At 62.9% G+C, this 20,971-nt stretch carries 17 protein-coding genes; 13 read left to right on the top strand and 4 right to left on the bottom strand.

Annotated features, from left to right (window positions below):
* The first annotated feature begins 275 nt into the window (after positions 1-275).
* Positions 276-902, top strand: a complete 627-nt coding sequence (locus tag PHO31112_RS17245; protein ID WP_174995760.1) for a DUF2968 domain-containing protein — start codon at positions 276-278, stop codon at positions 900-902.
* A gap of 434 nt (positions 903-1,336) precedes the next feature.
* On the top strand, positions 1,337-3,229 hold the full coding sequence (locus tag PHO31112_RS17250; protein ID WP_174995761.1) for a potassium transporter Kup: 1,893 nt from the start codon (positions 1,337-1,339) through the stop codon (positions 3,227-3,229).
* A 173-nt stretch (positions 3,230-3,402) separates the two neighbouring features.
* Here the strand turns inward: PHO31112_RS17250 and PHO31112_RS17255 are convergent, their stop codons facing one another.
* The gene (locus tag PHO31112_RS17255) at positions 3,403-5,766 is read right to left on the bottom strand and encodes a Tex family protein (RefSeq protein ID WP_150621591.1); all 2,364 of its coding nucleotides are present in this window, start codon (positions 5,764-5,766) and stop codon (positions 3,403-3,405) included.
* Positions 5,767-5,871: 105 nt separating this feature from the next.
* On the opposite strand from PHO31112_RS17255, the gene PHO31112_RS17260 reads away from it, so the two are divergent.
* The 3 genes from PHO31112_RS17260 to PHO31112_RS17270 all read left to right on the top strand — a co-directional run bounded on the left by PHO31112_RS17260 (position 5,872) and on the right by PHO31112_RS17270 (position 9,431).
* On the top strand, positions 5,872-6,768 hold the full coding sequence (locus PHO31112_RS17260) for a hypothetical protein (protein WP_150621592.1): 897 nt from the start codon (positions 5,872-5,874) through the stop codon (positions 6,766-6,768).
* Between the two features lie 114 nt (positions 6,769-6,882).
* Entirely contained in the window at positions 6,883-7,086 is a 204-nt protein-coding gene (locus PHO31112_RS17265; RefSeq protein WP_150621593.1) for a YdcH family protein, read from the top strand.
* Between the two features lie 119 nt (positions 7,087-7,205).
* On the top strand, positions 7,206-9,431 hold the full coding sequence (locus PHO31112_RS17270) for an ATP-dependent DNA helicase (RefSeq protein WP_150621649.1): 2,226 nt from the start codon (positions 7,206-7,208) through the stop codon (positions 9,429-9,431).
* A 78-nt stretch (positions 9,432-9,509) separates the two neighbouring features.
* Here the strand turns inward: PHO31112_RS17270 and PHO31112_RS17275 are convergent, their stop codons facing one another.
* Together PHO31112_RS17275 and PHO31112_RS17280 are read right to left on the bottom strand one after the other, a co-directional pair.
* Complete coding sequence (locus PHO31112_RS17275; protein WP_150621594.1) at positions 9,510-10,229, bottom strand: glutamine amidotransferase; 720 nt, start codon at positions 10,227-10,229, stop codon at positions 9,510-9,512.
* Between the two features lie 132 nt (positions 10,230-10,361).
* Positions 10,362-11,189 (bottom strand): outer membrane protein assembly factor BamD, encoded by an 828-nt coding sequence (locus tag PHO31112_RS17280; protein ID WP_150621595.1) that lies wholly within the window; start codon positions 11,187-11,189, stop codon positions 10,362-10,364.
* Positions 11,190-11,210: 21 nt separating this feature from the next.
* On the opposite strand from PHO31112_RS17280, the gene PHO31112_RS17285 reads away from it, so the two are divergent.
* Positions 11,211-12,374 (top strand): RluA family pseudouridine synthase, encoded by a 1,164-nt coding sequence (locus tag PHO31112_RS17285; RefSeq protein ID WP_174995762.1) that lies wholly within the window; start codon positions 11,211-11,213, stop codon positions 12,372-12,374.
* Positions 12,355-13,176 carry a peptidoglycan editing factor PgeF gene (gene pgeF / locus PHO31112_RS17290; RefSeq protein WP_425495211.1) on the top strand — a complete coding sequence of 274 codons (822 nt, stop codon included), beginning with the start codon at positions 12,355-12,357 and terminating at the stop codon, positions 13,174-13,176. The genes PHO31112_RS17285 and pgeF overlap by 20 nt, the downstream gene beginning before the upstream one ends.
* 27 nt (positions 13,177-13,203) lie before the next feature.
* On the opposite strand, the gene PHO31112_RS17295 is transcribed toward pgeF, so the two are convergent.
* Positions 13,204-13,443 (bottom strand): hypothetical protein, encoded by a 240-nt coding sequence (locus tag PHO31112_RS17295; RefSeq protein ID WP_150621596.1) that lies wholly within the window; start codon positions 13,441-13,443, stop codon positions 13,204-13,206.
* 194 nt (positions 13,444-13,637) lie between these two features.
* Between PHO31112_RS17295 and phaC the strand changes: the two genes are divergently transcribed.
* From phaC to PHO31112_RS17325, 6 genes are all read left to right on the top strand, one after another.
* Positions 13,638-15,488 (top strand): class I poly(R)-hydroxyalkanoic acid synthase, encoded by a 1,851-nt coding sequence (gene phaC / locus PHO31112_RS17300; RefSeq protein ID WP_425495212.1) that lies wholly within the window; start codon positions 13,638-13,640, stop codon positions 15,486-15,488.
* A gap of 60 nt (positions 15,489-15,548) precedes the next feature.
* Positions 15,549-16,730, top strand: coding sequence for an acetyl-CoA C-acetyltransferase (locus PHO31112_RS17305; RefSeq protein ID WP_150621598.1), 1,182 nt, complete (start codon positions 15,549-15,551; stop codon positions 16,728-16,730).
* Positions 16,731-16,912: 182 nt separating this feature from the next.
* Complete coding sequence (locus tag PHO31112_RS17310) at positions 16,913-17,653, top strand: 3-ketoacyl-ACP reductase (RefSeq protein ID WP_150583815.1); 741 nt, start codon at positions 16,913-16,915, stop codon at positions 17,651-17,653.
* 161 nt (positions 17,654-17,814) lie between these two features.
* A complete protein-coding gene (gene phaR / locus PHO31112_RS17315) occupies positions 17,815-18,402 on the top strand; it encodes a polyhydroxyalkanoate synthesis repressor PhaR (RefSeq protein WP_150621599.1) in 588 nt (195 codons plus the stop codon).
* Positions 18,403-18,655: 253 nt separating this feature from the next.
* The gene (rimO, locus tag PHO31112_RS17320) at positions 18,656-20,023 is read left to right on the top strand and encodes a 30S ribosomal protein S12 methylthiotransferase RimO (protein WP_150621600.1); all 1,368 of its coding nucleotides are present in this window, start codon (positions 18,656-18,658) and stop codon (positions 20,021-20,023) included.
* Positions 20,023-20,958 (top strand): sugar kinase, encoded by a 936-nt coding sequence (locus PHO31112_RS17325; RefSeq protein WP_425495213.1) that lies wholly within the window; start codon positions 20,023-20,025, stop codon positions 20,956-20,958. The genes rimO and PHO31112_RS17325 overlap by 1 nt, the downstream gene beginning before the upstream one ends.
* Positions 20,959-20,971 lie beyond the last annotated feature (13 nt).

The raw sequence follows: 20,971 nt of genomic DNA on the forward strand, positions 1-20,971 counted from the left end.
CCTGCTTGGAAGAGCGCGTCGCAATGGATAGAATTGTCGGCTGTTGCGGGCATGCGGTTATCATTCCACGAATACGCAGGTCTCAGATCCTCGGAACGGAGTCCGGGGTGGCGATTGAATGCGACGAATAAGGGTCGTGAAACGATCCGGTCGATAACAGGAAAACAGATCAGATGAAAATCAGTGATTGCCGGGGGCGGTTTTGGTTGGGCGTGGGGGTGGCATGCCTGGCAGCCTGGGGAACGTCAGCGGGTGCAGCAGATGCAGTCAGGGATGTGACCGGCGCGACGTCCGCTCAGCTCGCGGCTCCGGCAGTGCCTGCGCAATCGGCCTCGGCTCCGGCAGCGGCCTCGGGGGCGTTTCAGGAACTGCGCGATCGTATCCAGAACAAGGAAGTCACCGAACTTCGCACCACGTATAACGGCCGCTACGGCGCAAGCCTGTTGTTCTATCCCCAAACGATGGGCTACTACGTTGCCCTGTTCCATGAAGGGCAGTTCTGGCGCGTTGTGAAGGTGAACAACGAGAAGAAGGCCGAAGCGCTGTATGGCGACTTCGTCCGTCAGACGCAGGTGCTTGCCGACGTTGAAATCCGCCGCATCAAGCTCGAAGCCCAAAAGACGATGATGGAGCGCCAACTCGCCCAAAGCGAAGCGCGTCTGAACGCCGTGCAGAGCGACCTGGCGATCCAGCGTGAGCAGGAGCAGGCACTGGCCCAGAACCAGCAGGCCGTGCGTGAGCAGGCCTCGGCACTGGAAACGGAACGTACCGCCGCGCGTATTCGCCTGACGGACCTGCAAGGCCAGATTCGTTCGCTGGAAGCCGAGCAGAACAGCGCCGACTCGGATCTCGTGCGCTCGATCAAGGGCACAGGCAACCGCAAAACGACGCGCCGTCATTAAGTGCGTTGCACGTCGACCGGTAGCCGGTTGGCGTCTCGCAGTATGGGAAAGCCGCCTTCGGGCGGCTTTTTTCATGGGGGAGCGCACAATCGCTTGATCCGCAGGCACCCGCCCGGTGGGGCGGCGCCGTGTTGTGCGCGCGGTCATTACACGCAATTGGCGGGACTGTCGACACACGAATCGCCCCATGTCTGACAGATGTCTCGCATTTGCAACTCGAACTGCGGCGCCGCGCGCGCCATGGCGCAGCGTGCCAGGGAGGCTAAACCCTTGCTGCGCCGCACTGGTCATGGGGCGCGGCTCGAATTATCCTAGTGAACCATGTCATGTGAGACCCCCGGCACTCAGCACCTGTCCGGACTGGCGAGGGAGCCGGCGCCCAGTTAGAATAGCGCCCATTTTGTGCAGCGCAATAAAGCGATTACCCAAACCTTATGACGCAAAACATACGACACGGGCAGCGCCCTCAGGCCATGCCTGCGCTCATGGTGGCGGCCATCGGCGTGGTCTTCGGCGATATCGGCACCAGCCCGCTCTATGCGCTCAAGGAGTGTTTTGATCCACAGCATGGCATTCCGTTTACTCCACAAGCTGTGTTCGGCATCATCTCGCTGATCTTCTGGGCACTGGTGATCGTTGTTTCCCTTAAGTACGTGCTGTTCGTGATGCGTGCGGACAACCGTGGCGAAGGCGGCGTGCTCGCGCTGATGGCGCTCAGCCTGCGCAGCGTGCGTTCCGGCAGCAGGTGGGCATCGGTGCTGATGATGCTCGGTATGTTCGGCGCCTGCATGTTCTATGGCGACGCCGTCATTACCCCGGCCATCTCCGTGATGTCGGCGGTCGAGGGGCTGGAGATTGCCGCACCCTCGCTTACGCGCTTCGTGCTGCCGATCACCATCGTCATTCTCATCGTCCTGTTCTCGATGCAGAAGTCAGGTACGGCCAAGGTCGGCCGCCTGTTCGGACCGGTGATGGTGACGTGGTTCGTGATTCTCGGCGTGCTCGGGGTGTACAACATCGTCGCGGCGCCCGAGATCGTCAAGGCGATCAATCCGTACTACGGCATCCATTTCATTCGCACACACGCGCTGCAAGCCTATATCGTGCTCGGCTCGGTGTTCCTGGTGCTGACCGGTGCCGAAGCGCTGTATGCCGATATGGGGCACTTCGGGATTCGTCCGATCCGTTTCGCGTGGACGGCGCTGGTGTTCCCGGCGCTGGTGCTGAACTACTTCGGGCAGGGCGCGCTGCTGCTCACGAATCCGAAAGCCATCGAGAACCCGTTTTTCCTGCTGGCCCCGGAGTGGGCGCTGCTGCCGCTGGTGATCGTGGCGACGGCGGCTACCGTGATTGCTTCGCAGGCCGTGATCTCGGGGGCGTTTTCGCTCACTAGTCAGGCCATTCAGCTCGGTTACGTGCCGCGCATGAAGATCATGCATACGTCTGATCGTGAGATCGGACAGATCTACATGCCGGTGATCAACTGGGCGCTCCTGCTGGTCATCATCTGGATCGTGCTGGCGTTCAAGTCGTCGAGCAATCTGGCGGCGGCGTACGGTATCGCCGTAACGACGACGATGGTCATCACGACGATTCTCGCTTGCGTGGTCATGGTCAAGGTCTGGAACTGGAACAAGTTCCTGGTGGCGTTGATCATTACCGGCTTCCTCGTGGTCGACTTCGCGTTCTTCGGTGCGAACCTGATCAAGGTGGAAGAAGGCGGTTGGTTGCCGCTGGCGCTGGGCGCGTTCCTGTTCTTCATGCTGATGACGTGGCACAAGGGGCGCCAATTGCTGCGCGAGCGCACGGCGGCCGATGGTATTCCGCTCGGGCCGTTCCTGCAGGGTCTGCTCGCGCATCCGCCGCATCGTGTGGCGGGCACCGCGATTTACCTGACCGGCGGCAACACGCAAGTGCCGGTGAGTCTGCTGCACAACCTCAAGCACAACCGCATCCTGCACGAGCGCACCATCTTCCTGACGTTCCGGACGGTCGACGTGCCGTATGTCGAGGACGCCAACCGTATCGAGGCCAAGGATCACACGGGCGGCCTGTATAGCGTGGTTGCCACGTTCGGTTTCAACGAGACACCCGACGTGAAGGAAGTGCTGCATCTGCTCGAAGCGAAGACGGACATGCACTTCGAGCTGATGGATACGTCGTTCTTCCTCGCGCGCGAGACTGTCGTGCCGACGAAGCTGCCGGGCATGTCGATCTGGCGCGAGCGCCTGTTCGCATGGATGCATCAGAACGCAGCCAAGCCGACCGACTTCTTCAGCATTCCCGCGAACCGTGTGGTTGAGTTGGGAACGAAGATCGAGATTTGATGGCGGTGCTGTGCCTTCTCGATGAAGGTGCAGCGCGAGGTAAAGAAGAAGCCGGTGGCGCGCAATCTCCACCGGCTTTTTTTCGTCTGGCCGAAAAATAAAAGGCCCGCGATCCGAAGATGGCGGGCCTGTCGCGGCGCGTGGGTGACGCGCCGCTGCACGACATGCTGTGCCTACCGCTTGAGCTTGGCGAACGCGGCTGCCATGGCGCTCACCGTTTCCGGTTCGCGTTGACGACCGCCGCCACCGCCGCCACGATGGCCGCCGCCGTTACCGCTTCGCGCGCCACCACCACCACCACCACCGCCACCGCCGCTGCCCGGACGGTCGGAGGCGCCGGCGACCGGCAGATCGTCGTTCAGCCGCATGGTGAGCGAGATACGCTGACGGCGCGGATCGACTTCGAGCACCTTCACCTTCACGATGTCGCCGGCCTTCACGACTTCGTGCGGGTCTTTGATGAATTTCGTCGACATGGCCGAGACGTGCACCAGACCGTCCTGATGTACACCGATGTCGATGAACGCGCCAAACGCGGCCACGTTTGTCACCACGCCTTCGAGTTGCATGCCCGGCTTCAGGTCGCTCAGCTTCTCGACGCCTTCCTGGAACGTCGCCGTCTTGAATTCCGGTCGCGGATCGCGGCCCGGCTTCTCGAGTTCGGTCAGGATGTCCTTGACGGTCGGCAGGCCGAAGCGTTCGTCGACGAATTCGCTCGCCGAGACGCTGCGCACGACCGAGCCGTTGCCCATGACGTCGCCGATGGTCTTCTTGATCTTGTCCAGAATACGTTCGACGACCGGATACGCTTCCGGGTGGACCGACGAGCGATCGAGCGGGTTGTCTCCGCCGTTCACGCGCAGGAAGCCGGCGGCTTGCTCGAAAGTCTTGTCGCCAAGACGCGGCACCTTCTTGAGGGACTCGCGGTTCGGGAACGGACCATTGCTGTCGCGGAAGTCAACAATGTTCTTCGCGAGTGTGCTGTTCAGACCCGAGACCCGGGCGAGCAGCGGCGCCGAGGCCGTGTTGACGTCCACGCCCACGGCGTTCACGCAATCCTCGACCACGGCATCGAGCATGCGCGCCAGCTCACGCTGGTTCACATCGTGCTGATACTGGCCCACGCCGATCGCCTTTGGCTCGATCTTGACGAGTTCGGCCAGCGGGTCTTGCAGGCGGCGGGCGATTGACACTGCGCCGCGCAGCGACACGTCGAGTTCGGGGAATTCCTTCGCCGCGAATTCGGAGGCCGAATACACCGAGGCGCCTGCCTCGGAGACCACGATCTTCTGGAGCTTGAGTTCGGGGTGACGCTTGATCAGCTCGAGCGCGAGCTTGTCGGTCTCGCGTGAGGCCGTGCCGTTACCGATACTCACGAGTTCCGCGCCGGTGGCGGCGGCGATCTTCGAGAGTCGGGCGAGCGAGCCGTCCCAGTCGCGCCGCGGCTCGTGCGGGTAGATGGTGTCGGTGCCCAGCAGCTTGCCCGTGGGGTCGACCACGGCCACCTTCACGCCGGTGCGCAAGCCGGGGTCCAGGCCGATCACGCCCTTCGGGCCGGCGGGAGCTGCGAGCAGCAGCGCCTTGAGGTTGCGCGCAAACACGCGAATAGCTTCGTTCTCGGCACTTTCGCGCATCTGCGTGAGCAGTTCCGATTCCAGATGCGGCTGCACCTTCACGCGCCAGCACCAGCGGCAAACGTCCGCCAGCCACTTGTCGGCCGTGCGGTTCTGCTGGCGAATGCCGAAGTGCCCGGCGATCACGCCTTCGCACGGATGCGGGATCTGGGCGTCGAGTTCCTCGCCCAGGCCCAGCTTGACCATCAGAATGCCAAGGTTACGGCCGCGGAAGAGGGCGAGCGCACGGTGTGACGGCACCGCAGCGATCGGCTCGGCGTAGTCGTAATAATCGCGGAATTTCTCGCCTTCCTCGCTTTCCTTGCCTTCGACGACCTTCGACGACACGACACCCTGATTCCACAGGTAATCGCGCAGCTTGCCGAGCAAGTCGGCCGTTTCGCCGAACTGTTCGGACAGGATGTCGCGAGCGCCATCGAGCGCGGCCTTGATGTCCGCCACACCTTTTTCGGCGTCGACAAACTTGGCGGCTTCGGTTTGCGGGTCGAGCGTCGGATCGGCGAGCAACGCCTGCGCGAGCGGGTCGAGACCGGCTTCGCGGGCGATTTGCGCGCGGGTGCGGCGCTTCGGCTTGTAGGGCAGATAAAGGTCTTCGAGCGTCTGCTTCGTGTCGGCCGCCTTGATGGCGGTACACAGTTCGTCGGTCAGCTTGCCTTGCTCTTCGATGCTTGACAGGATCGCCGCACGGCGCTCTTCCAACTCGCGAAGATAAAGCAGGCGCTCTTCCAGCGTGCGCAACTGCGTGTCATCGAGGTTGTCGGTCACTTCCTTGCGGTAGCGAGCGATGAAGGGCACGGTGGCGCCTTCATCCAGCAGTTGCACGGCGGCGGCGACCTGACGCGGCTGCACGCTAAGTTCGTCGGCGATGCGTTGAACGATCTGAAGGGCTACGTTTTGCGTCATGAGTGTTGCGAGTTACCCAAGTGCCAGGAGCGGGGCATTTTGCCATAAACCGCGGGCGCGTCCGGGCAGGCAATGCTAAAATTTGGCATCACTCTGCTCAACTTCATGATTTCCTTCGAAAAATTGTTTTCGTGCCTGTATCCACGCCATCACGCGCGTGTGTCGCTGTGCGCGGTTGGGGCGTTCGGCGTCATGACAGCGGTGGCCGTCATGCCCGGTGCGTCGTTCGCACAAGGGCTCTCGGCTGCCGAGGCTGCCGGCCGCACGACCGAACAGCTCCGGGTGCCGCATGTCCCGTTCGACGCCACGGCCGATCGCACGCCGTCGCCGGCCAGCAAAGCCAGTGCCGCCGCAGCCGCCGAGGACGATCAACCCGTTGCCTACGACGACCAGCTCGATCAGCATCCTGCCGATGACGACTTCGCCGGTCGCCATGCCCTGCTCGATCGTCAGCGCGCCTGGATCGACTATCGCTTCGAGCAAGCGAAGTACGACTGCGCGACGAAGTTCTTTGTGAACTACTGCATCGATAACGCTCGCGACAAGCAGCGCGACGAGTTGAAGGCCGTTCGCAGCCAGCGGCTGGTGCTCGAAGATCAGGAGCGCCGTGCGCGTGCGCAGGAGCGCGACGAGCGTCTGGCGGAAAAACGTGCACAGACGGCGGCTGAAGCGCCGCAACGCGCCGCAGAACGCGCAAAGAATGTCTCGGATTACGAGACCAAGCAGGCCGAGTATCAGCAGCGTGTGACCGAGCGAACGGGCGAGGCCCCGCAGCGTGCGGCTAACGCTGAACAGTACAATGCCAAGCAGGCCGGGCAGCAACAAAAGCTCGACGAGGCGAAGGCAACGGCGGCGAAAAAGGCGGCTGAGCGCGAAGAGAACGTGCGCAAGTACAACCAGAAGCAGCAGGACGCCATCGAGCGCCAGAAGAAGTCCGACGAGCGCCGCAACGAATCGCAATCGGGCGACTCGCCGGCGAAAAAGGCGTTGCAGGGACAATGAACGATGGCCGGGCCGGCGGCGCTGTGCGCCGCGCGGCCTGCGATTGCTGCGTTTGTGTCCGTCACACCTTCCGCAGGAACCGGAACATTTGAGAGTTGCAGGAGAGTTGCCACGATGCAGCACGATCTTCACTCCATTGGGCGTCGCATCATCGAGTTGCAGATCGAGCACCGGGATCTGGACTTTCTGATCGACAAATTGCTGACGGAGCCCATGTACGACGAACTTCAGGTCACCCGGCTCAAGAAGCGCCGTCTGAAAATCAAGGACACGATTACCCTGCTGCAAGTGCAGCAAATGCCGGACCAACCCGCCTGAGCGGGTACCCCGCGCGACGTTCGCGACATTCACCCGGACGTTCGCGCAGTTTCTTTCCATTGCCGGTGTCGTGAATCCTGTTGGTGGGATCTGCGGCGCCCTTGAGCTTTCTTGCCGTTTTGACCGATTCCGCCGCCGCATCCAGCGATTCTCCCGATATCTCCCAAAGCCCCGACGCGCCCACTTTCCACGGACTCAAGCCGCTTGCCGCAAAACGCGAGCGCGAGTTACAGGAAATCTTCGGCGATGGCGGGATGCTCGCTCGCGCGATCGACGGCTATCGCTCGCGCGAGCCGCAGACCGAGATGGCGCGCGCCGTGGCGGCGGCCATGGACACGCACGACACGCTGATCGCCGAGGCGGGAACGGGCACAGGCAAGACCTACGCCTATCTCGTGCCCGCCATGTTGTGGGGCGGCAAGACAATCATCTCGACCGGCACCAAGCATTTGCAGGATCAGATCTTCGCGCGCGACATTCCCACGGTGCGCAAGGCGCTCGCCGTGCCGGTGACGGTGGCCATGCTCAAGGGCCGCGCGAACTATCTCTGCCATTACTACCTGGAGCGCGCCCAGCAGGAAGGGCGCTTTGCTTCGCGCCACGAGGCGGCGCAATTGCGTGAGATCGTGACGTTTGCGCAAGTCACGCACAGCGGCGACAAGGCGGAGTTGGCGTCGGTGCCCGAGAATGCGCCGATCTGGGCGCAAGTCACGTCCACCCGCGATAACTGCCTTGGTCAGGAGTGTCCGCGTTACAAAGATTGCTTCGTGATGCAGGCGCGCAAGGAAGCGCAGCAGGCGGACCTCGTTGTGGTCAATCATCATCTTTTCTTTGCAGACGTGATGCTGCGCGACACCGGCATGGCCGAACTGCTGCCGAGCGCGAACACGGTGATCTTCGACGAAGCGCACCAGTTGCCCGAGACGGCCACGCTCTTTTTCGGCGAGACCGTGTCGACGGGGCAGATGCTCGAACTGGCGCGCGATTGCGTGGCGGAAGGGCTGATTCATGCGCGCGATGCGGCCGATTGGGTCAAGCTCGGTGCGAATCTCGAGCGGGCGGCGCGCGACGTGCGACTGACGTTCGGGCAAGACAATACGCGCATGTCCGTGGCGCAATTGGCGGACGATCACGAGTTGTTCGGTGCACTCGACGGTGTGGATGTCGCGTTGCTGGACATGATCGAGACGCTCCAACATCAGTCCGAACGCGCCGAGGCGCTGGCGACGTGCTTGCGGCGTGCGCTGGAGTTGGATCAGCAACTGGAGCGTTGGCAGACGGGGGCGACGCCGCCCGTGCCCGGCGAGCAGCCGTTGCCGTTGCTGGACCCGGACGTGCCGCGCGTCACCGACGGCAAGCGCGAGAAGGCCGCCAAGGCCCGCGAGGCGGAAGCTGCGCGGCTTGCCGCCGAAGCCAAGGCGGCGCAGGACAAGTCGGCAGGCGAAGGCGGGGCGGAAAAGACATACACGCCGCCGGAGACCGTGCGCTGGATTGAGGTGTTTTCGCAGGCGGTGCAGTTGCATCAGACCCCGCTGTCGATTGCACCAATCTTCGCAAAACAACGCGCCGGTGCGCCAAGAGCCTGGATATTCACGTCGGCCACGTTGTCGGTGAAGGGCAACTTCATGCACTACGCGGCGCAATTGGGCCTTGATGCCGGCAAGTCGCTCTCGCTCGCCAGCCCGTTCGATTACCCGAACCAGAGTTTGCTGTACGTGCCGCGCGGATTGCCGCAGCCGTCCTCGCCGGGATTCACCGACGCTGTGCTCGACGCGGCCTTGCCAGTGCTGGAAGTGAGCGGCGGGCGGGCCTTCGTCCTGTGCACGACATTGCGCGCGGTGAACCGGGCGGCTGAGCGTTTGCGCGAGGAATTCGACCGTCGTGGCTGGCCTTATCCATTGCTCGTACAGGGCGAGGCGAGCCGTACCGAGTTGCTCGACCGTTTCCGCGCGCTTGGCAATGCCGTGCTCATCGGCAGTCAGAGTTTCTGGGAAGGGGTGGACGTGCGTGGTGAGGCGTTGTCGCTCGTCATCATCGACAAGTTGCCGTTCGCGCCGCCGGACGATCCGGTGTTGGCTGCGCGGCTCGACGCGCTCACGAAGAAGGGGCTTAGCCCGTTTGCCGTGCATCAGTTGCCGCAGGCGGTCATCACGCTCAAACAGGGCGCCGGGCGCTTGATCCGCTCGGAGGGGGATCGCGGCGTGCTGATGATCTGCGATCCGCGTCTGGTCGATAAGCCTTATGGGCGACGGATCTGGCAGAGCCTGCCGCCGTTCAAGCGCACCCGTGAACTGCCCATCGTGCGCGGTTTCTTCGATGAGATTGCCGCCGACGCGGACAGTTGATGCGCTCACGCCCAGAGACAGCGACCAGACGGGGGCGTCTGGCCCTCACGACTACGCGCGACGCGCTACGGACCTGCGTCAGGCCGGCATTGCATCCAGCCAGCGCCCAATGACCGCCGGGGCCACTTTGGACAATCGAGCATGGTGCTCGCGTGCCTGAGCGCGCAACGCGACCGGATCGATCTTCGCGGCACCCAATTCGCAAGCATGCCCCACCAACCAGGCTTCGATGCGCGCGGCGTCGGCTTCCAGATGGAATTGCAGCCCCAAGGCATGCGTGCCTGAAGCGAAAGCTTGATTCTCCCCAATCGCAGTGCGCGCCAGATGCTCGGCACCGGCCGGGATGTCGAACTGGTCACCGTGCCAATGAAGCACGCTGGCATCGCCCAGTGCCGCCAACGGGGACGTCTGCCCGGCCTCGGTAAGCGTCAACGGGGCATAACCGATCTCCTTCACGCCGAGCGGATACACCTTCGCGCCCATCGCGCGCGCCATCAGTTGCGCACCGAGACAGATGCCGAGGATCGGTGCGCCAGCACCCAGGCGCGCTTTCACCAACGCCAGTTCATCTGCGACAAACGGGTGTGTCGCTTCATCGAAGGCGCCGATCGGTCCGCCCAGCACAACCACCAGGTCGGGAGCGAGAACATCGATCGAACGCAGATCGGCGAGCGGTGCGTCCACGTAGGCAATGGTGTAGCCCCGTTCGGTGAAGTACGGCGCGAGCGTGCCGAGATCTTCGAAATGCACGTGGCGCAGGGCGAGCAACGTCTTGCGGGAGGCGGGGGAAGCAGTCACGAAACCATCTCCAGGTAGGAAGCCTTCACGCACATGCGATGACGGCTTCGGTGGCAGTGGAACACTGAGCGGAAACAAAAAGCCCTCGCGAGCGAGGGCTTTCCGGTGAGGCAATCGAACTGAGGCAGCGGTTTAACGCCAGATCTGCCACCAGGACTTCTTGTCGCTGCCGTCGCCGTCGATGCGACGGCCAACGGTCAGATAGCCGCTTTTCGGATAGGTCTTTTCCATCACGCGGCGAGCATCGTCACGCAGTTCGGTCATGCCGAGTTTGTCGTACGACTTGATCATGATGCCCAGTGCGTCTTCCAGCGCGGGCGCCTGATCGTAGTCCTGCAACGCGGTTTGTGCGCGGTTGACGGCAGCGAGGTAGGCGCCACGACGATAGTAGTACTCGGCGGCGTGCACTTCGTGAGCGGCCATGGCGTTGACGGCATAGCGCATGCGCAGGGCGGCGTCGTTCGCGTACTTGCTGCTCGGGTAGTGCTCAACCAGATACTTGAAGCTGTCGTATGCCGCGCGCAGTGCCTTCGGATCACGTTCGCTGAGATCCTGGCCCGAGAAGCGGCCGAACAGACCCAGGTCGTCATTGAAGTTGATCAGGCCCTTGAGGTAATAGGCATAATCGATCGACGGGCTGTCCGGATGCAACCGGATGAAGCGGTCGACAGCAGCGAGGGCCTGCGCCGGCTCATTGTCCTTGTAATAGGAGTAGGCCGTATTGATCTGCGCTTGCTGCGCGTGCGGGCCGAACGGGTCGCGCCCTTCAAGCAACTCGTAATACTTGGCGGCCTTGGTGTAGTCGCCGCTATCAAAGCTGTCCTTGGCTTCCGAGTATAATTTGTTCGTCGACCAGCCGGCCGTTTCGTCGACTTTCTCCGGCAGAATGCCGCAGGCGGCCACGCCGCCGACCACGAAGGCGGCCAGCGTCAGATGTTTGACAAGTTTCAGGGCTTGCATGCTCGTTAGCTTCACTTCTCGATGACCCGTTCAATTCTGCCGGATTATAGCGTAACCGCCTCATTCGCCACGGAAAATGCAGAGGATTCGTCTGACGACGACCTCGACTTGCTTCCGGAGGCTCTCCCGAGTCCTACCCATGGCCCGCTTTCCGGGGCTTTGCTGGCCGGTTCCGCATTGTCGGACGACGGTGCTGGTGTCAATGCGCCGCTCAGCGTCACGCTTCCCGATGCACTGGCTGGAGAGCGCCTCGACAAAGCGCTCGCGCAGTGTTTTCCTGAATATTCCCGTAGTCGTTTGCAGGCGTGGGTTGAAGACGGCCGCGTCACGCTTGACGGCGAGATGGCAAAAGTCCGCCAGAAAGTGGCGGGCGGCGAGGCTGTCCTCATCACACCGGCAGCGTTGCCCGAACAACTCGCGTTCGCGCCGGAGCCCGTGCCGCTCGACGCCATTTATGAGGACGCGACGCTTGCCGTCTTCAATAAGCCTGCGGGTCTGGTCGTGCATCCGGCGGCGGGCAACTGGTCCGGGACATTGCTCAACGGCCTGCTGCATCGCTATGGCCAGGCGGCTGCCGATTTGCCGCGCGCGGGCATCGTTCATCGGCTGGACAAGGAGACGTCGGGCCTGATGGTCGTGGCCCGCACGCTGATTGCGCAGACCGATCTGGTTCGCCAGTTGCAGGCACGTACGGTCAAGCGGCACTACGCCGCGCTGGTGTGGGGGCGCCCGCCGCAACGCACCGTCGTGGATGCCCCCATTGGCCGCGACCCGCGCGAGCGCACTCGCATGGCCGTGGTGCCGGGGCAAGGCGGTAAACCGGCGCGTACGCGTGTTGTGACCGTCGCCAGCGCTGAATGGGACGGTTCCCCGGTGTCTTTGGTCCTTTGCTCGCTGGATACGGGGCGTACGCATCAGATTCGCGTCCATCTCTCGCATCTGGGGCATTCGTTGCTGGGCGACCCACTATACAAACCCCGTCACAAGCGCCCGGCGTTGCCGGGCGATTTCGCACGTCAGGCGTTGCACGCCTGGCGATTGGGGTTGCTCCATCCCGACGACGGCCGTCCCATGCACTGGCAAGCCCCGCTGCCTGACGATATGCGCGACCTCATAGCCGCGATCGGACTCGAATTCGATTTCTCAACGCTTCCCGACTCGCTCGATGACTTCTTCCCTGCCTGAGCAAGACTCGATGCCTGCGGACTGGATCGTCCCCGACTGGCCCGCCCCTGAGAATGTTCGCGCCGTGTTTACGACGCGAGCCGGTGGCGTGAGCCAAGGGCCGCAAGCCACGTTCAATCTCGGTGACAAGGCAGACGACGATCCTGTCGCAGTACGCACTAATCGTGCGTTGCTCGTGCAGCGCACGGGCGTGCCGTCGGCGTGGGTGGCGCAGGTTCACGGTCCTCGCGTGGTCGATGCACAAGCGGCCCTCGAAGCGGCGGATGCTGGCGATCCTCTGCAGGCCGACGCCAGCGTCACGAACGCGGCAGCGCTGGCGAGCACAGTCATGGTGGCGGATTGCCTGCCGGTGTTGCTATGCGATGCGCAGGGGCGTGCGGTAGGCGCTGCACATGCCGGTTGGCGCGGGCTTTGTGCGGGGGTGATCGAGCAAACCGTGCAGGCGTTGCGTGCCCGCTTGCCGCAAGGCGGGGCCGATGCGCAGGTCATGGCGTGGCTCGGTCCTTGCATCGGCCCACAGGCGTTCGAGGTTGGTCCGGAAGTACGCGAGGCGTTTCTCGTCGCGGCGACGCCGGAAGAAAGAGACGCGACGAAAGCCGCATTCGTTGCGCATGGGGCAGCCGACATGAGGAAGTCGCTCGCGGATTTGTGTGCGCTTGCTCGTTTGCGGCTTGCTCGCGAAGGTGTGACAAGCGTGTCAGGCGGGCAGTGGTGCACGGTCGCCGATCCGGCGCGTTTCTATTCGTATCGGCGTGATCGAACGACGGGGCGCATGGCTGCGCTGGTCTGGCGCACGGCGTGACGCTGTTCATGCACGCTTGAGCGAGGCTCACTCAACGCGGTCGTGTGTGTGGGCGGGCCCGCGATCTGGAGGGGATGCCGTTTGCGCCGCTGCGTCATCGGGTCGCATCTTGCGGGCGCGTCGTGCACGACTTCCCGCGACGTACAACCCTAGCAACGCGGGGCCCAGCCCGCCCACCAGAAAGATGGCGAGTCCCACCCAGGCGGAGGGCGTCGTGATGGCAACCATCGCGATGACATAGAGCCAGCCGAGAATGACGATAAACATCGGGACAAACGCGCATTCAAAAAAAGGTGAGGCGACGGGACAATGCGCTCTGGACGTTCGCCGCAAGCATTGACACACCTGCGCGCGCACGCAAGAATGTTTCACAGGCGGGGCGCATCGCTCATAAAGCGAAGCACGCTGCCGCGTTTCGGGCGCCGGCCCGTGAACGCAATGGACGTGACACTCAGGCTATCATGAATCGCGCCAGTGCCAACTTCGATCCGGCCTCGTTTGCCGCCTCGTTTGCCCAGCAGTTTCCCTCCGCTTCGCTCTCCGCTCAGGACATGTCGCAGTGGTTCAAGGCCGCGCAACAACTGTTCGGGGCTTTGCCGGGAGCTGCCGGCCCGTCGCTCTCCGCTGCCAATGGGGCAGCGAGTGCCGCGAATCCGTTCGCGGGACTCTTCGAGCTTTTCAACAAGGCGGGCAGCCTTCCGCCACCGACGTCGCTGCACGTCGATCCGACACGTCTGAACACACTTCAGACGGAATACGCGCGTGAATTTTCCGAACTTGTCGCGAGCTTCAATCAACCCGGTCTGGACACGGCGCCTGCGTTAGGTGACCGGCGTTTTGCCGGGGATGGCTGGCGTAACCCGTTTTACGCGTTGCCCGCAGCGCTCTATCTGCTCAACGGGCGCTTCCTGATGCGCATGGCCGATCTGGTCGACGCGGATGCCAAGACGCGCGAACGGATTCGCTTTGCGGTCGAGCAATGGGTGGCGGCCAGTTCGCCGGCCAACTTCATTGCGACGAATCCAGATGCGCAGCAGCGTCTCGTGCAAACGCACGGCGACAGCCTGCTGGCCGGCATGCAGCATCTGCTTGCCGACATGGGCAAGGGCAAGGTGTCGCAGACCGACGAGGCGGCATTCGAAGTCGGTCGCAACGTGGCGACGACCGAAGGCGCCGTGGTCTTCGAGAACGACCTGATCCAGCTCATTCAGTACAAGCCGCTGACGCCAACGGTGCACCAGCGCCCGTTGCTCGTCGTGCCGCCGTGTATCAACAAGTACTACATCCTCGATCTGCAACCCGAGAACTCGCTGATCCGCTATGCGGTGGAGCAGGGGCATACAGTGTTCGTCGTGTCGTGGCGTAACCCCGACGCGTCGCTCGCACACAAGACGTGGGACGACTACGTCGGCGAAGGGCCGATAGCAGCGATCAACGTCGTTCGCGAAATCGGCGGACAGCCGCAGATCAACGCGCTCGGTTTCTGCGTCGGCGGGACATTGCTCGCCGCTGCACTCGCCGTGTTGGCGGCGAAGGGACAAAAGGGCGGCAAGTCGCCGGTGGCGAGCGTGACCTTGCTGACGACGCTGCTCGATTTTTCCGATACCGGCGTGCTGGACGTCTTCGTTGACGAGCCGCATGTGCAGTTCCGCGAGCAGACGATCGGGGGCGTGCTGGGTCAACCGCCGGGCCTCATGCGCGGCGTGGAATTGGCGAATACGTTCTCGTTCCTGCGTCCGAACGATCTGGTCTGGAATTATGTGGTCGACAGCTACCTGAAGGGCAATGCGCCCCAGCCGTTCGACCTGCTGTACTGGAACGGCGACGGCACCAACCTGCCGGGGCCGATGTTCTGCTGGTATCTGCGTCATCTTTATTTGCAGAACGAACTGAAGCGGCCTGGCGTGGTGCAGACGTGCGGCGTGCCTGTGGATCTGGGGACGATCGATGCCCCGGCCTATGTGTTCGGTTCGCGCGAAGATCACATCGTGCCGTGGACCTCCGCGTTCCGGTCGTTGCCGCTGCTGGGCGGTGAACGCCGCTTCGTGCTGGGCGCGTCAGGTCACATTGCCGGCGTGGTCAATCCGCCGGTGAAGAAGAAGCGCAGCTACTGGCGCAACGACGACGTCGGTGTCGACTCAAGCGACTGGCTTGCCGGCGCGACGGAGCACCCCGGCAGTTGGTGGAGCGACTGGAGCGAGTGGCTGGCAGGCTACGCAGGAAAACGCGTCAAACCGCCAAAAGCGTATGGTAATGTTGCTTATGCACCCATCGAACCGGCGCCTGGCCGCTACGTCAAGACCAAGGCGTGAGCGAGCGGCAATTCAAGGGCATCCCCCTGGTTCGACTCATTTGAAAGCGAGGAAAGAGACATGACGGATATCGTGATTGTGTCGGCTGCGCGCACCGCAGTCGGTAAATTTGGGGGTTCGATTGCCAAGGTGGCAGCGCCGGATCTGGGGGCCATCGTGATCGATGAGGTTCTCAAGCGCGCGAAGCTCAAGGGCGAGGACATCAGCGAAGTCATCATGGGCCAGGTGCTGACGGCAGGCTCGGGTCAGAACGTGGCGCGTCAGGCATCGATCAAGGCGGGGTTGCCCGCCATGGTGCCGGCCATGACCATCAACAAGGTGTGCGGCTCGGGTCTGAAGGCCGTGATGCTCGCCGCCAACGCGATCGCGACGGGCGACGCCGACATCGTCGTGGCCGGTGGGCAGGAGAACATGAGCGCCGCGCCGCATGTGCTGCCGGGCTCACGCGACGGCTTCCGCATGGGCGACGCCAAGCTGATCGACACGATGATCGTCGACGGCCTGTGGGACGTGTACAACCAATACCATATGGGCATTACGGCCGAGAACGTCGCCAAGGAGTACGGCATTACCCGCGAAATGCAGGATGCCTTTGCTGCGGCGTCGCAAAACAAGGCGGAAGCGGCCCAGAAGGCCGGGCGTTTCGACGCCGAAATCGTGCCGGTCACGATTCCGCAACGCAAGGGCGATCCGGTCGTTTTCAAGACCGACGAATTCGTGCGCCATGGCGTGACGGCCGAGTCGCTTGCCGGCCTGAAGCCTGCATTTGCGAAGGACGGCACGGTGACAGCGGCAAACGCCTCGGGTATCAACGACGGCGCTGCTGCTGTGGTTGTGATGTCGGCCAAGCGTGCCGAGCAATTGGGGCTTACGCCGCTCGCACGCATCGTGGCTTACGCGAACGCGGGTGTCGATCCGTCGGTGATGGGTATCGGTCCGGTACCGGCTTCGCAGCGTTGCCTGGCACGTGCAGGCTGGAAGGCGAGCGATCTGGATCTGATGGAAATCAACGAAGCGTTCGCGGCACAGGCACTGGCCGTGAACAAGCAGATGGGCTGGGACACCTCGAAGATCAACGTGAATGGTGGTGCGATCGCCATCGGTCACCCGATCGGGGCGTCGGGTTGCCGTATTCTCGTGACGCTGCTGCATGAAATGGCGCGTCGCGACGCCCGTCGCGGTCTGGCCTCGCTGTGTATCGGCGGCGGCATGGGCGTGGCACTGGCCGTTGAGCGCGTCTGACGCGCGGCCGAACCGCAGCGCAAAAGAATCGAATCGGCATCGCCCGTGCGTGCAACGCGCACGGGTTCATGCCGGGGTAGTCAGGAGACGAAAGGGGCGCGCGGGAACGCGTGGCCTGTGCGTCGGTCAATCGGCAGTCGCAACAGGCGACAGATATGCCGTTATTTAGGGGGAAGCGTTCCATGACTCAACGCATTGCATATGTGACAGGCGGGATGGGCGGTATTGGTACGTCCATTTGCCAGCGGCTGTACAAGGATGGCTTCCGGGTCGTGGCAGGGTGCGGTCCGAATTCGCCGCGCCGCGTGAAGTGGCTGGAAGATCAAAAGGCGTTGGGCTTCGATTTCATCGCGTCCGAAGGTAACGTCGGCGATTGGGACTCGACCAAGGCCGCGTTCGACAAGGTGAAAGCCGAAGTCGGCGAAGTCGACGTGCTGGTGAACAACGCCGGTATCACGCGCGATATCGTTTTCCGCAAGATGACGCGCGAGGATTGGGATGCCGTCATCGATACCAACCTGACGAGCCTGTTCAACGTCACCAAGCAGGTGATCGAAGGAATGTGCGAGCGCGGCTGGGGCCGCATCATCAACATTTCGTCGGTCAACGGACAGAAGGGACAGTTCGGTCAGACGAACTACTCTACGGCGAAGGCCGGTATTCACGGCTTCACGATGGCGCTGGCGCAGGAAGTGGCGACCAAAGGCGTGACGGTCAACACCGTATCGCCGGGTTATATCGGAACCGACATGGTGCGCTCGATTCGTCAGGACGTGCTCGACAAGATCATTGCGACGATTCCGGTCAGGCGCCTGGGCGAGCCGGGCGAGATCGGCTCCATCGTAGCGTGGCTGGCATCGGACGATTCGGGCTTTTCGACGGGCGCAGACTTCTCGCTGAACGGCGGCCTGCACATGGGGTGAGCGGTAGTGGGGCGGGCGCTGGCAAGGGCCGAGGTGAGCAACGCGCCCCGTTGCGGGTTAGGGCTTTGCCGCATAGCAGCAAACGTCCTAGAATCGATAATATGTGACTAACCCCGACCGTCGGTCGGGGAAGTCCTTCATAAATGCAGGAAACCCACCGCATGACCGCGAGCAAGAAGACTGACGAACGCCTGATCAAAAAGTATCCGAACCGGCGTCTGTACGATACCCAAACCAGTACGTACATCACCCTTGCCGATGTGAAGCAATTGGTGCTTGAGACCGAGGAGTTCAAGGTCGTCGACGCCAAGACGGGCGAGGACCTGACCCGCAGCATTCTGCTGCAGATCATTCTGGAAGAAGAGACCGGCGGCGTGCCGATGTTCTCGAGCGCCATGCTGTCTCAGATCATCCGCTTCTATGGCCATGCGCTGCAAGGGATGATGGGCACGTATCTCGAGAAGAACATCCAGACGTTCATCGAAATTCAGAACAAGCTGGCCGATCAGTCGAAGGGCATCTATGAAGGCGCCGCCTTCAACCCGGACGTCTGGGCGCAATTCATGAACATGCAGGCGCCGATGATGCAGGGCATGATGACCAACTACATCGAGCAGTCGAAGAACCTGTTCGTGCAGATGCAGGAGCAGATGCAGAGCCAGGCGAAGAACATGTTCAGCACGTTCCCGTTCCCCGGAACGCCGGGTGCACCCGGCGCACCGGGCAATGACCCGAGCAAGAAGCCCTGACCGGTTTGGCGACGTTGCGATGTGGCACGAGGGCACATCGCAACGATAGTTGGAACGCGCCGCTGGCGAACAAGGTAAAATACGCGGTTCTTCGCCGCAGGTTAGGTCTTGCGGCGGTTTCGGCGGCAAGCGGTTTTTCGCGTTCCTGGGCATTGCGTTGGCATTGCGCGTGACGCAGACGGAATGGCCGAGGCTTCTCCGGTGTTTCGCCGCTCGATCGTCACACGTATTTTCTAGATCAGGATTTCGCCCCATGTCCCGCCCATTGCCCGCCGGCACCCCCAAAGTCGGCTTCGTTTCGCTCGGCTGCCCCAAGGCTTTGGTCGACTCCGAGCAGATCCTGACCCAGTTGCGCGCCGAAGGTTACGCCATCTCCGGCACCTATGACGGCGCAGACCTCGTGGTGGTCAATACCTGCGGCTTCATCGACGACGCCGTGCAGGAAAGCCTCGACGCCATCGGTGAGGCGCTCGCCGAGAACGGCAAGGTGATCGTCACCGGTTGTCTGGGCGCGAAGAAGGACGCTGCGGGTCAGGACATCGTGAGCGCTGTGCACCCGAAGGTGCTGGCCGTGACCGGTCCCCACGCCGTGGGTGAAGTGATGAGCGCGGTGCACCTGCACCTGCCCAAGCCGCACGATCCTTTCTCCGATCTCGTGCCGCCGGCCGGGATCAAGCTCACGCCGCGTCACTACGCGTATCTGAAAATCTCCGAAGGCTGCAATCATCGCTGCACGTTCTGCATCATCCCGTCGATGCGCGGCGATCTCGATTCGCGCCCCGTCGCCGAAGTGATGCTCGAGGCCGAGAACCTCTTCAAGGCCGGCGTGAAGGAGTTGCTGGTGATCTCGCAGGACACCAGCGCGTATGGCGTCGATGTGAAGTACCGCACCGGTTTCTGGGCGGGCCGTCCCCTCAAGACACGCATGACCGAACTGGTGACGGCGCTGGGCGAACTGGCCAAGCAATACGGCGCGTGGGTGCGTTTGCATTACGTGTATCCGTACCCGCACGTTGACGAAATCATTCCACTGATGGCTCAGGGCCATATCCTTCCGTATCTCGACGTGCCGCTGCAGCACGCGCATCCGGACGTGCTCAAGCGCATGAAGCGTCCCGCCTCGGGCGAGAAGAATCTCGAGCGCATTCAGGCGTGGCGCAAGCTGTGCCCGGACCTGACGATTCGCAGCACGTTCATTGCCGGGTTCCCGGGCGAGACCGAAGCCGAATTCGAGTATCTGCTGGACTTCCTGCGCGAGGCCGAGCTGGACCGCGTGGGTTGCTTTGCCTATTCGCCGGTCGAGGGCGCGAAGGCCAACGAACTGCCGGGTGCGTTGCCCGACGAAGTTCGCGAAGAACGTCGCGCGCGCTTCATGGAAGTGGCCGAGGAGATTTCGGCGGAGCGCCAGCAACGCAAAGTCGGCACCACGATTCAGGTCATTGTCGACGAGATCAATCAGGACGGCGGCGTCGCCCGTTCGGCGGCCGACGCCCCGGAAATCGACGGCCTTGTGTACATCGAACCCACGCCGAAATCGGCCAAGCGCCTGAAGGTCGGCGAGTTCGTGAATGTGACCGTGACCGGCGCCGACGGCCACGACCTGTGGGGTGAGGTGGTCTGATGATGCAAGTGGGTTCGTCCATTCCGCAAGTGCTCGCCATGGGAGAAGCCATGGTGGAATTCAATCAGTCGCCCGACGATGCCCGTCAGTACTTGCAGGGCTTCGGCGGCGATACGTCCAATTTTGTCATCGCGGCGCGTCGTCAAGGGGTGAGCACGGGTTTCGTGAGCGCGGTTGGCGATGATCTCTTCGGCCGGATGCTGCTCGATCTGTGGCGTGAGGAAGAGGTCGATACGCGTTACGTTCGCGTTGATGCGCAGGCGCCGACCGGGGTCTATTTCGTGTCGCACGACGAGGGCGGGCACCATTTCGATTACTTGCGCGCGGGTTCCGCTGCCAGCCGTTATCGCGCGCAGGACCTGCCGTGCGAGGCGTTGGCGGGGGCATCGTTTCTGCATTTGTCCGGCATCAGTCTGGCGATCAGTGTGAGCGCCTGCGATGCCGCCTTCGACGCCATGTCGAAGATCCGCGCTGCTGGCGGCAACGTGTCGTTCGATACCAATCTGCGTCTGAAACTGTGGCCGTTGGCCCGCGCTCGCGCCACGATGCGCGAAGCGTTCAGTCTGACCGATGTTTGCCTGCCGAGCTGGGACGACGTGACGGCGATCACCGGACTGGAAGATCGCGACGCCATCCTCGACGAGCTTCTCTCCCATGGGGTGAAGGTCGTGGCGCTCAAGCTGGGCCGCGAGGGGTGCTACGTCGCCACGCCGGAGGAACGTCGTATCGTCGCACCGTACCCGGTGCAGGCGATTGACGCCACCGGGGCGGGCGACTGCTTTGGCGGCGCGTTCGTGGCCCGTCTGGCGCTGGGCGACGATCCGTTTACGGCGGCGCGCTACGCCAATGTGTGCGCCGCATTGTCGACGACCGGATACGGTGCGGTTGCACCGGTGCCCCGTGCGGAGCAGGTGCTCCGGCAACTGGCGGGCTGAAGGCTGAGCCCCG

This window comes from Pandoraea horticolens, assembly GCF_902459555.1.
GTDB classification, from domain to species: domain Bacteria; phylum Pseudomonadota; class Gammaproteobacteria; order Burkholderiales; family Burkholderiaceae; genus Pandoraea; species Pandoraea horticolens.

Excerpts from the sequence above, each read along its gene's own strand:
- PHO31112_RS17305 (WP_150621598.1), top strand. The coding sequence starts at position 15,549 with ATGACGGATATCGTGATTGTGTCGGCTGCGCGCACCGCAGTCGGTAAA.
- PHO31112_RS17265 (WP_150621593.1), top strand. The coding sequence starts at position 6,883 with ATGCAGCACGATCTTCACTCCATTGGGCGTCGCATCATCGAGTTGCAG.
- pgeF (WP_425495211.1), top strand. The coding sequence starts at position 12,355 with ATGACTTCTTCCCTGCCTGAGCAAGACTCGATGCCTGCGGACTGGATC.
- PHO31112_RS17280 (WP_150621595.1), bottom strand. The coding sequence starts at position 11,189 with ATGCAAGCCCTGAAACTTGTCAAACATCTGACGCTGGCCGCCTTCGTG.
- phaR (WP_150621599.1), top strand. The coding sequence starts at position 17,815 with ATGACCGCGAGCAAGAAGACTGACGAACGCCTGATCAAAAAGTATCCG.
- PHO31112_RS17250 (WP_174995761.1), top strand. The coding sequence starts at position 1,337 with ATGACGCAAAACATACGACACGGGCAGCGCCCTCAGGCCATGCCTGCG.
- PHO31112_RS17285 (WP_174995762.1), top strand. The coding sequence starts at position 11,211 with ATGACCCGTTCAATTCTGCCGGATTATAGCGTAACCGCCTCATTCGCC.
- phaC (WP_425495212.1), top strand. The coding sequence starts at position 13,638 with ATGAATCGCGCCAGTGCCAACTTCGATCCGGCCTCGTTTGCCGCCTCG.
- PHO31112_RS17255 (WP_150621591.1), bottom strand. The coding sequence starts at position 5,766 with ATGACGCAAAACGTAGCCCTTCAGATCGTTCAACGCATCGCCGACGAA.
- PHO31112_RS17325 (WP_425495213.1), top strand. The coding sequence starts at position 20,023 with ATGATGCAAGTGGGTTCGTCCATTCCGCAAGTGCTCGCCATGGGAGAA.
- PHO31112_RS17260 (WP_150621592.1), top strand. The coding sequence starts at position 5,872 with ATGATTTCCTTCGAAAAATTGTTTTCGTGCCTGTATCCACGCCATCAC.
- rimO (WP_150621600.1), top strand. The coding sequence starts at position 18,656 with ATGTCCCGCCCATTGCCCGCCGGCACCCCCAAAGTCGGCTTCGTTTCG.
- PHO31112_RS17310 (WP_150583815.1), top strand. The coding sequence starts at position 16,913 with ATGACTCAACGCATTGCATATGTGACAGGCGGGATGGGCGGTATTGGT.
- PHO31112_RS17295 (WP_150621596.1), bottom strand. The coding sequence starts at position 13,443 with ATGTTTATCGTCATTCTCGGCTGGCTCTATGTCATCGCGATGGTTGCC.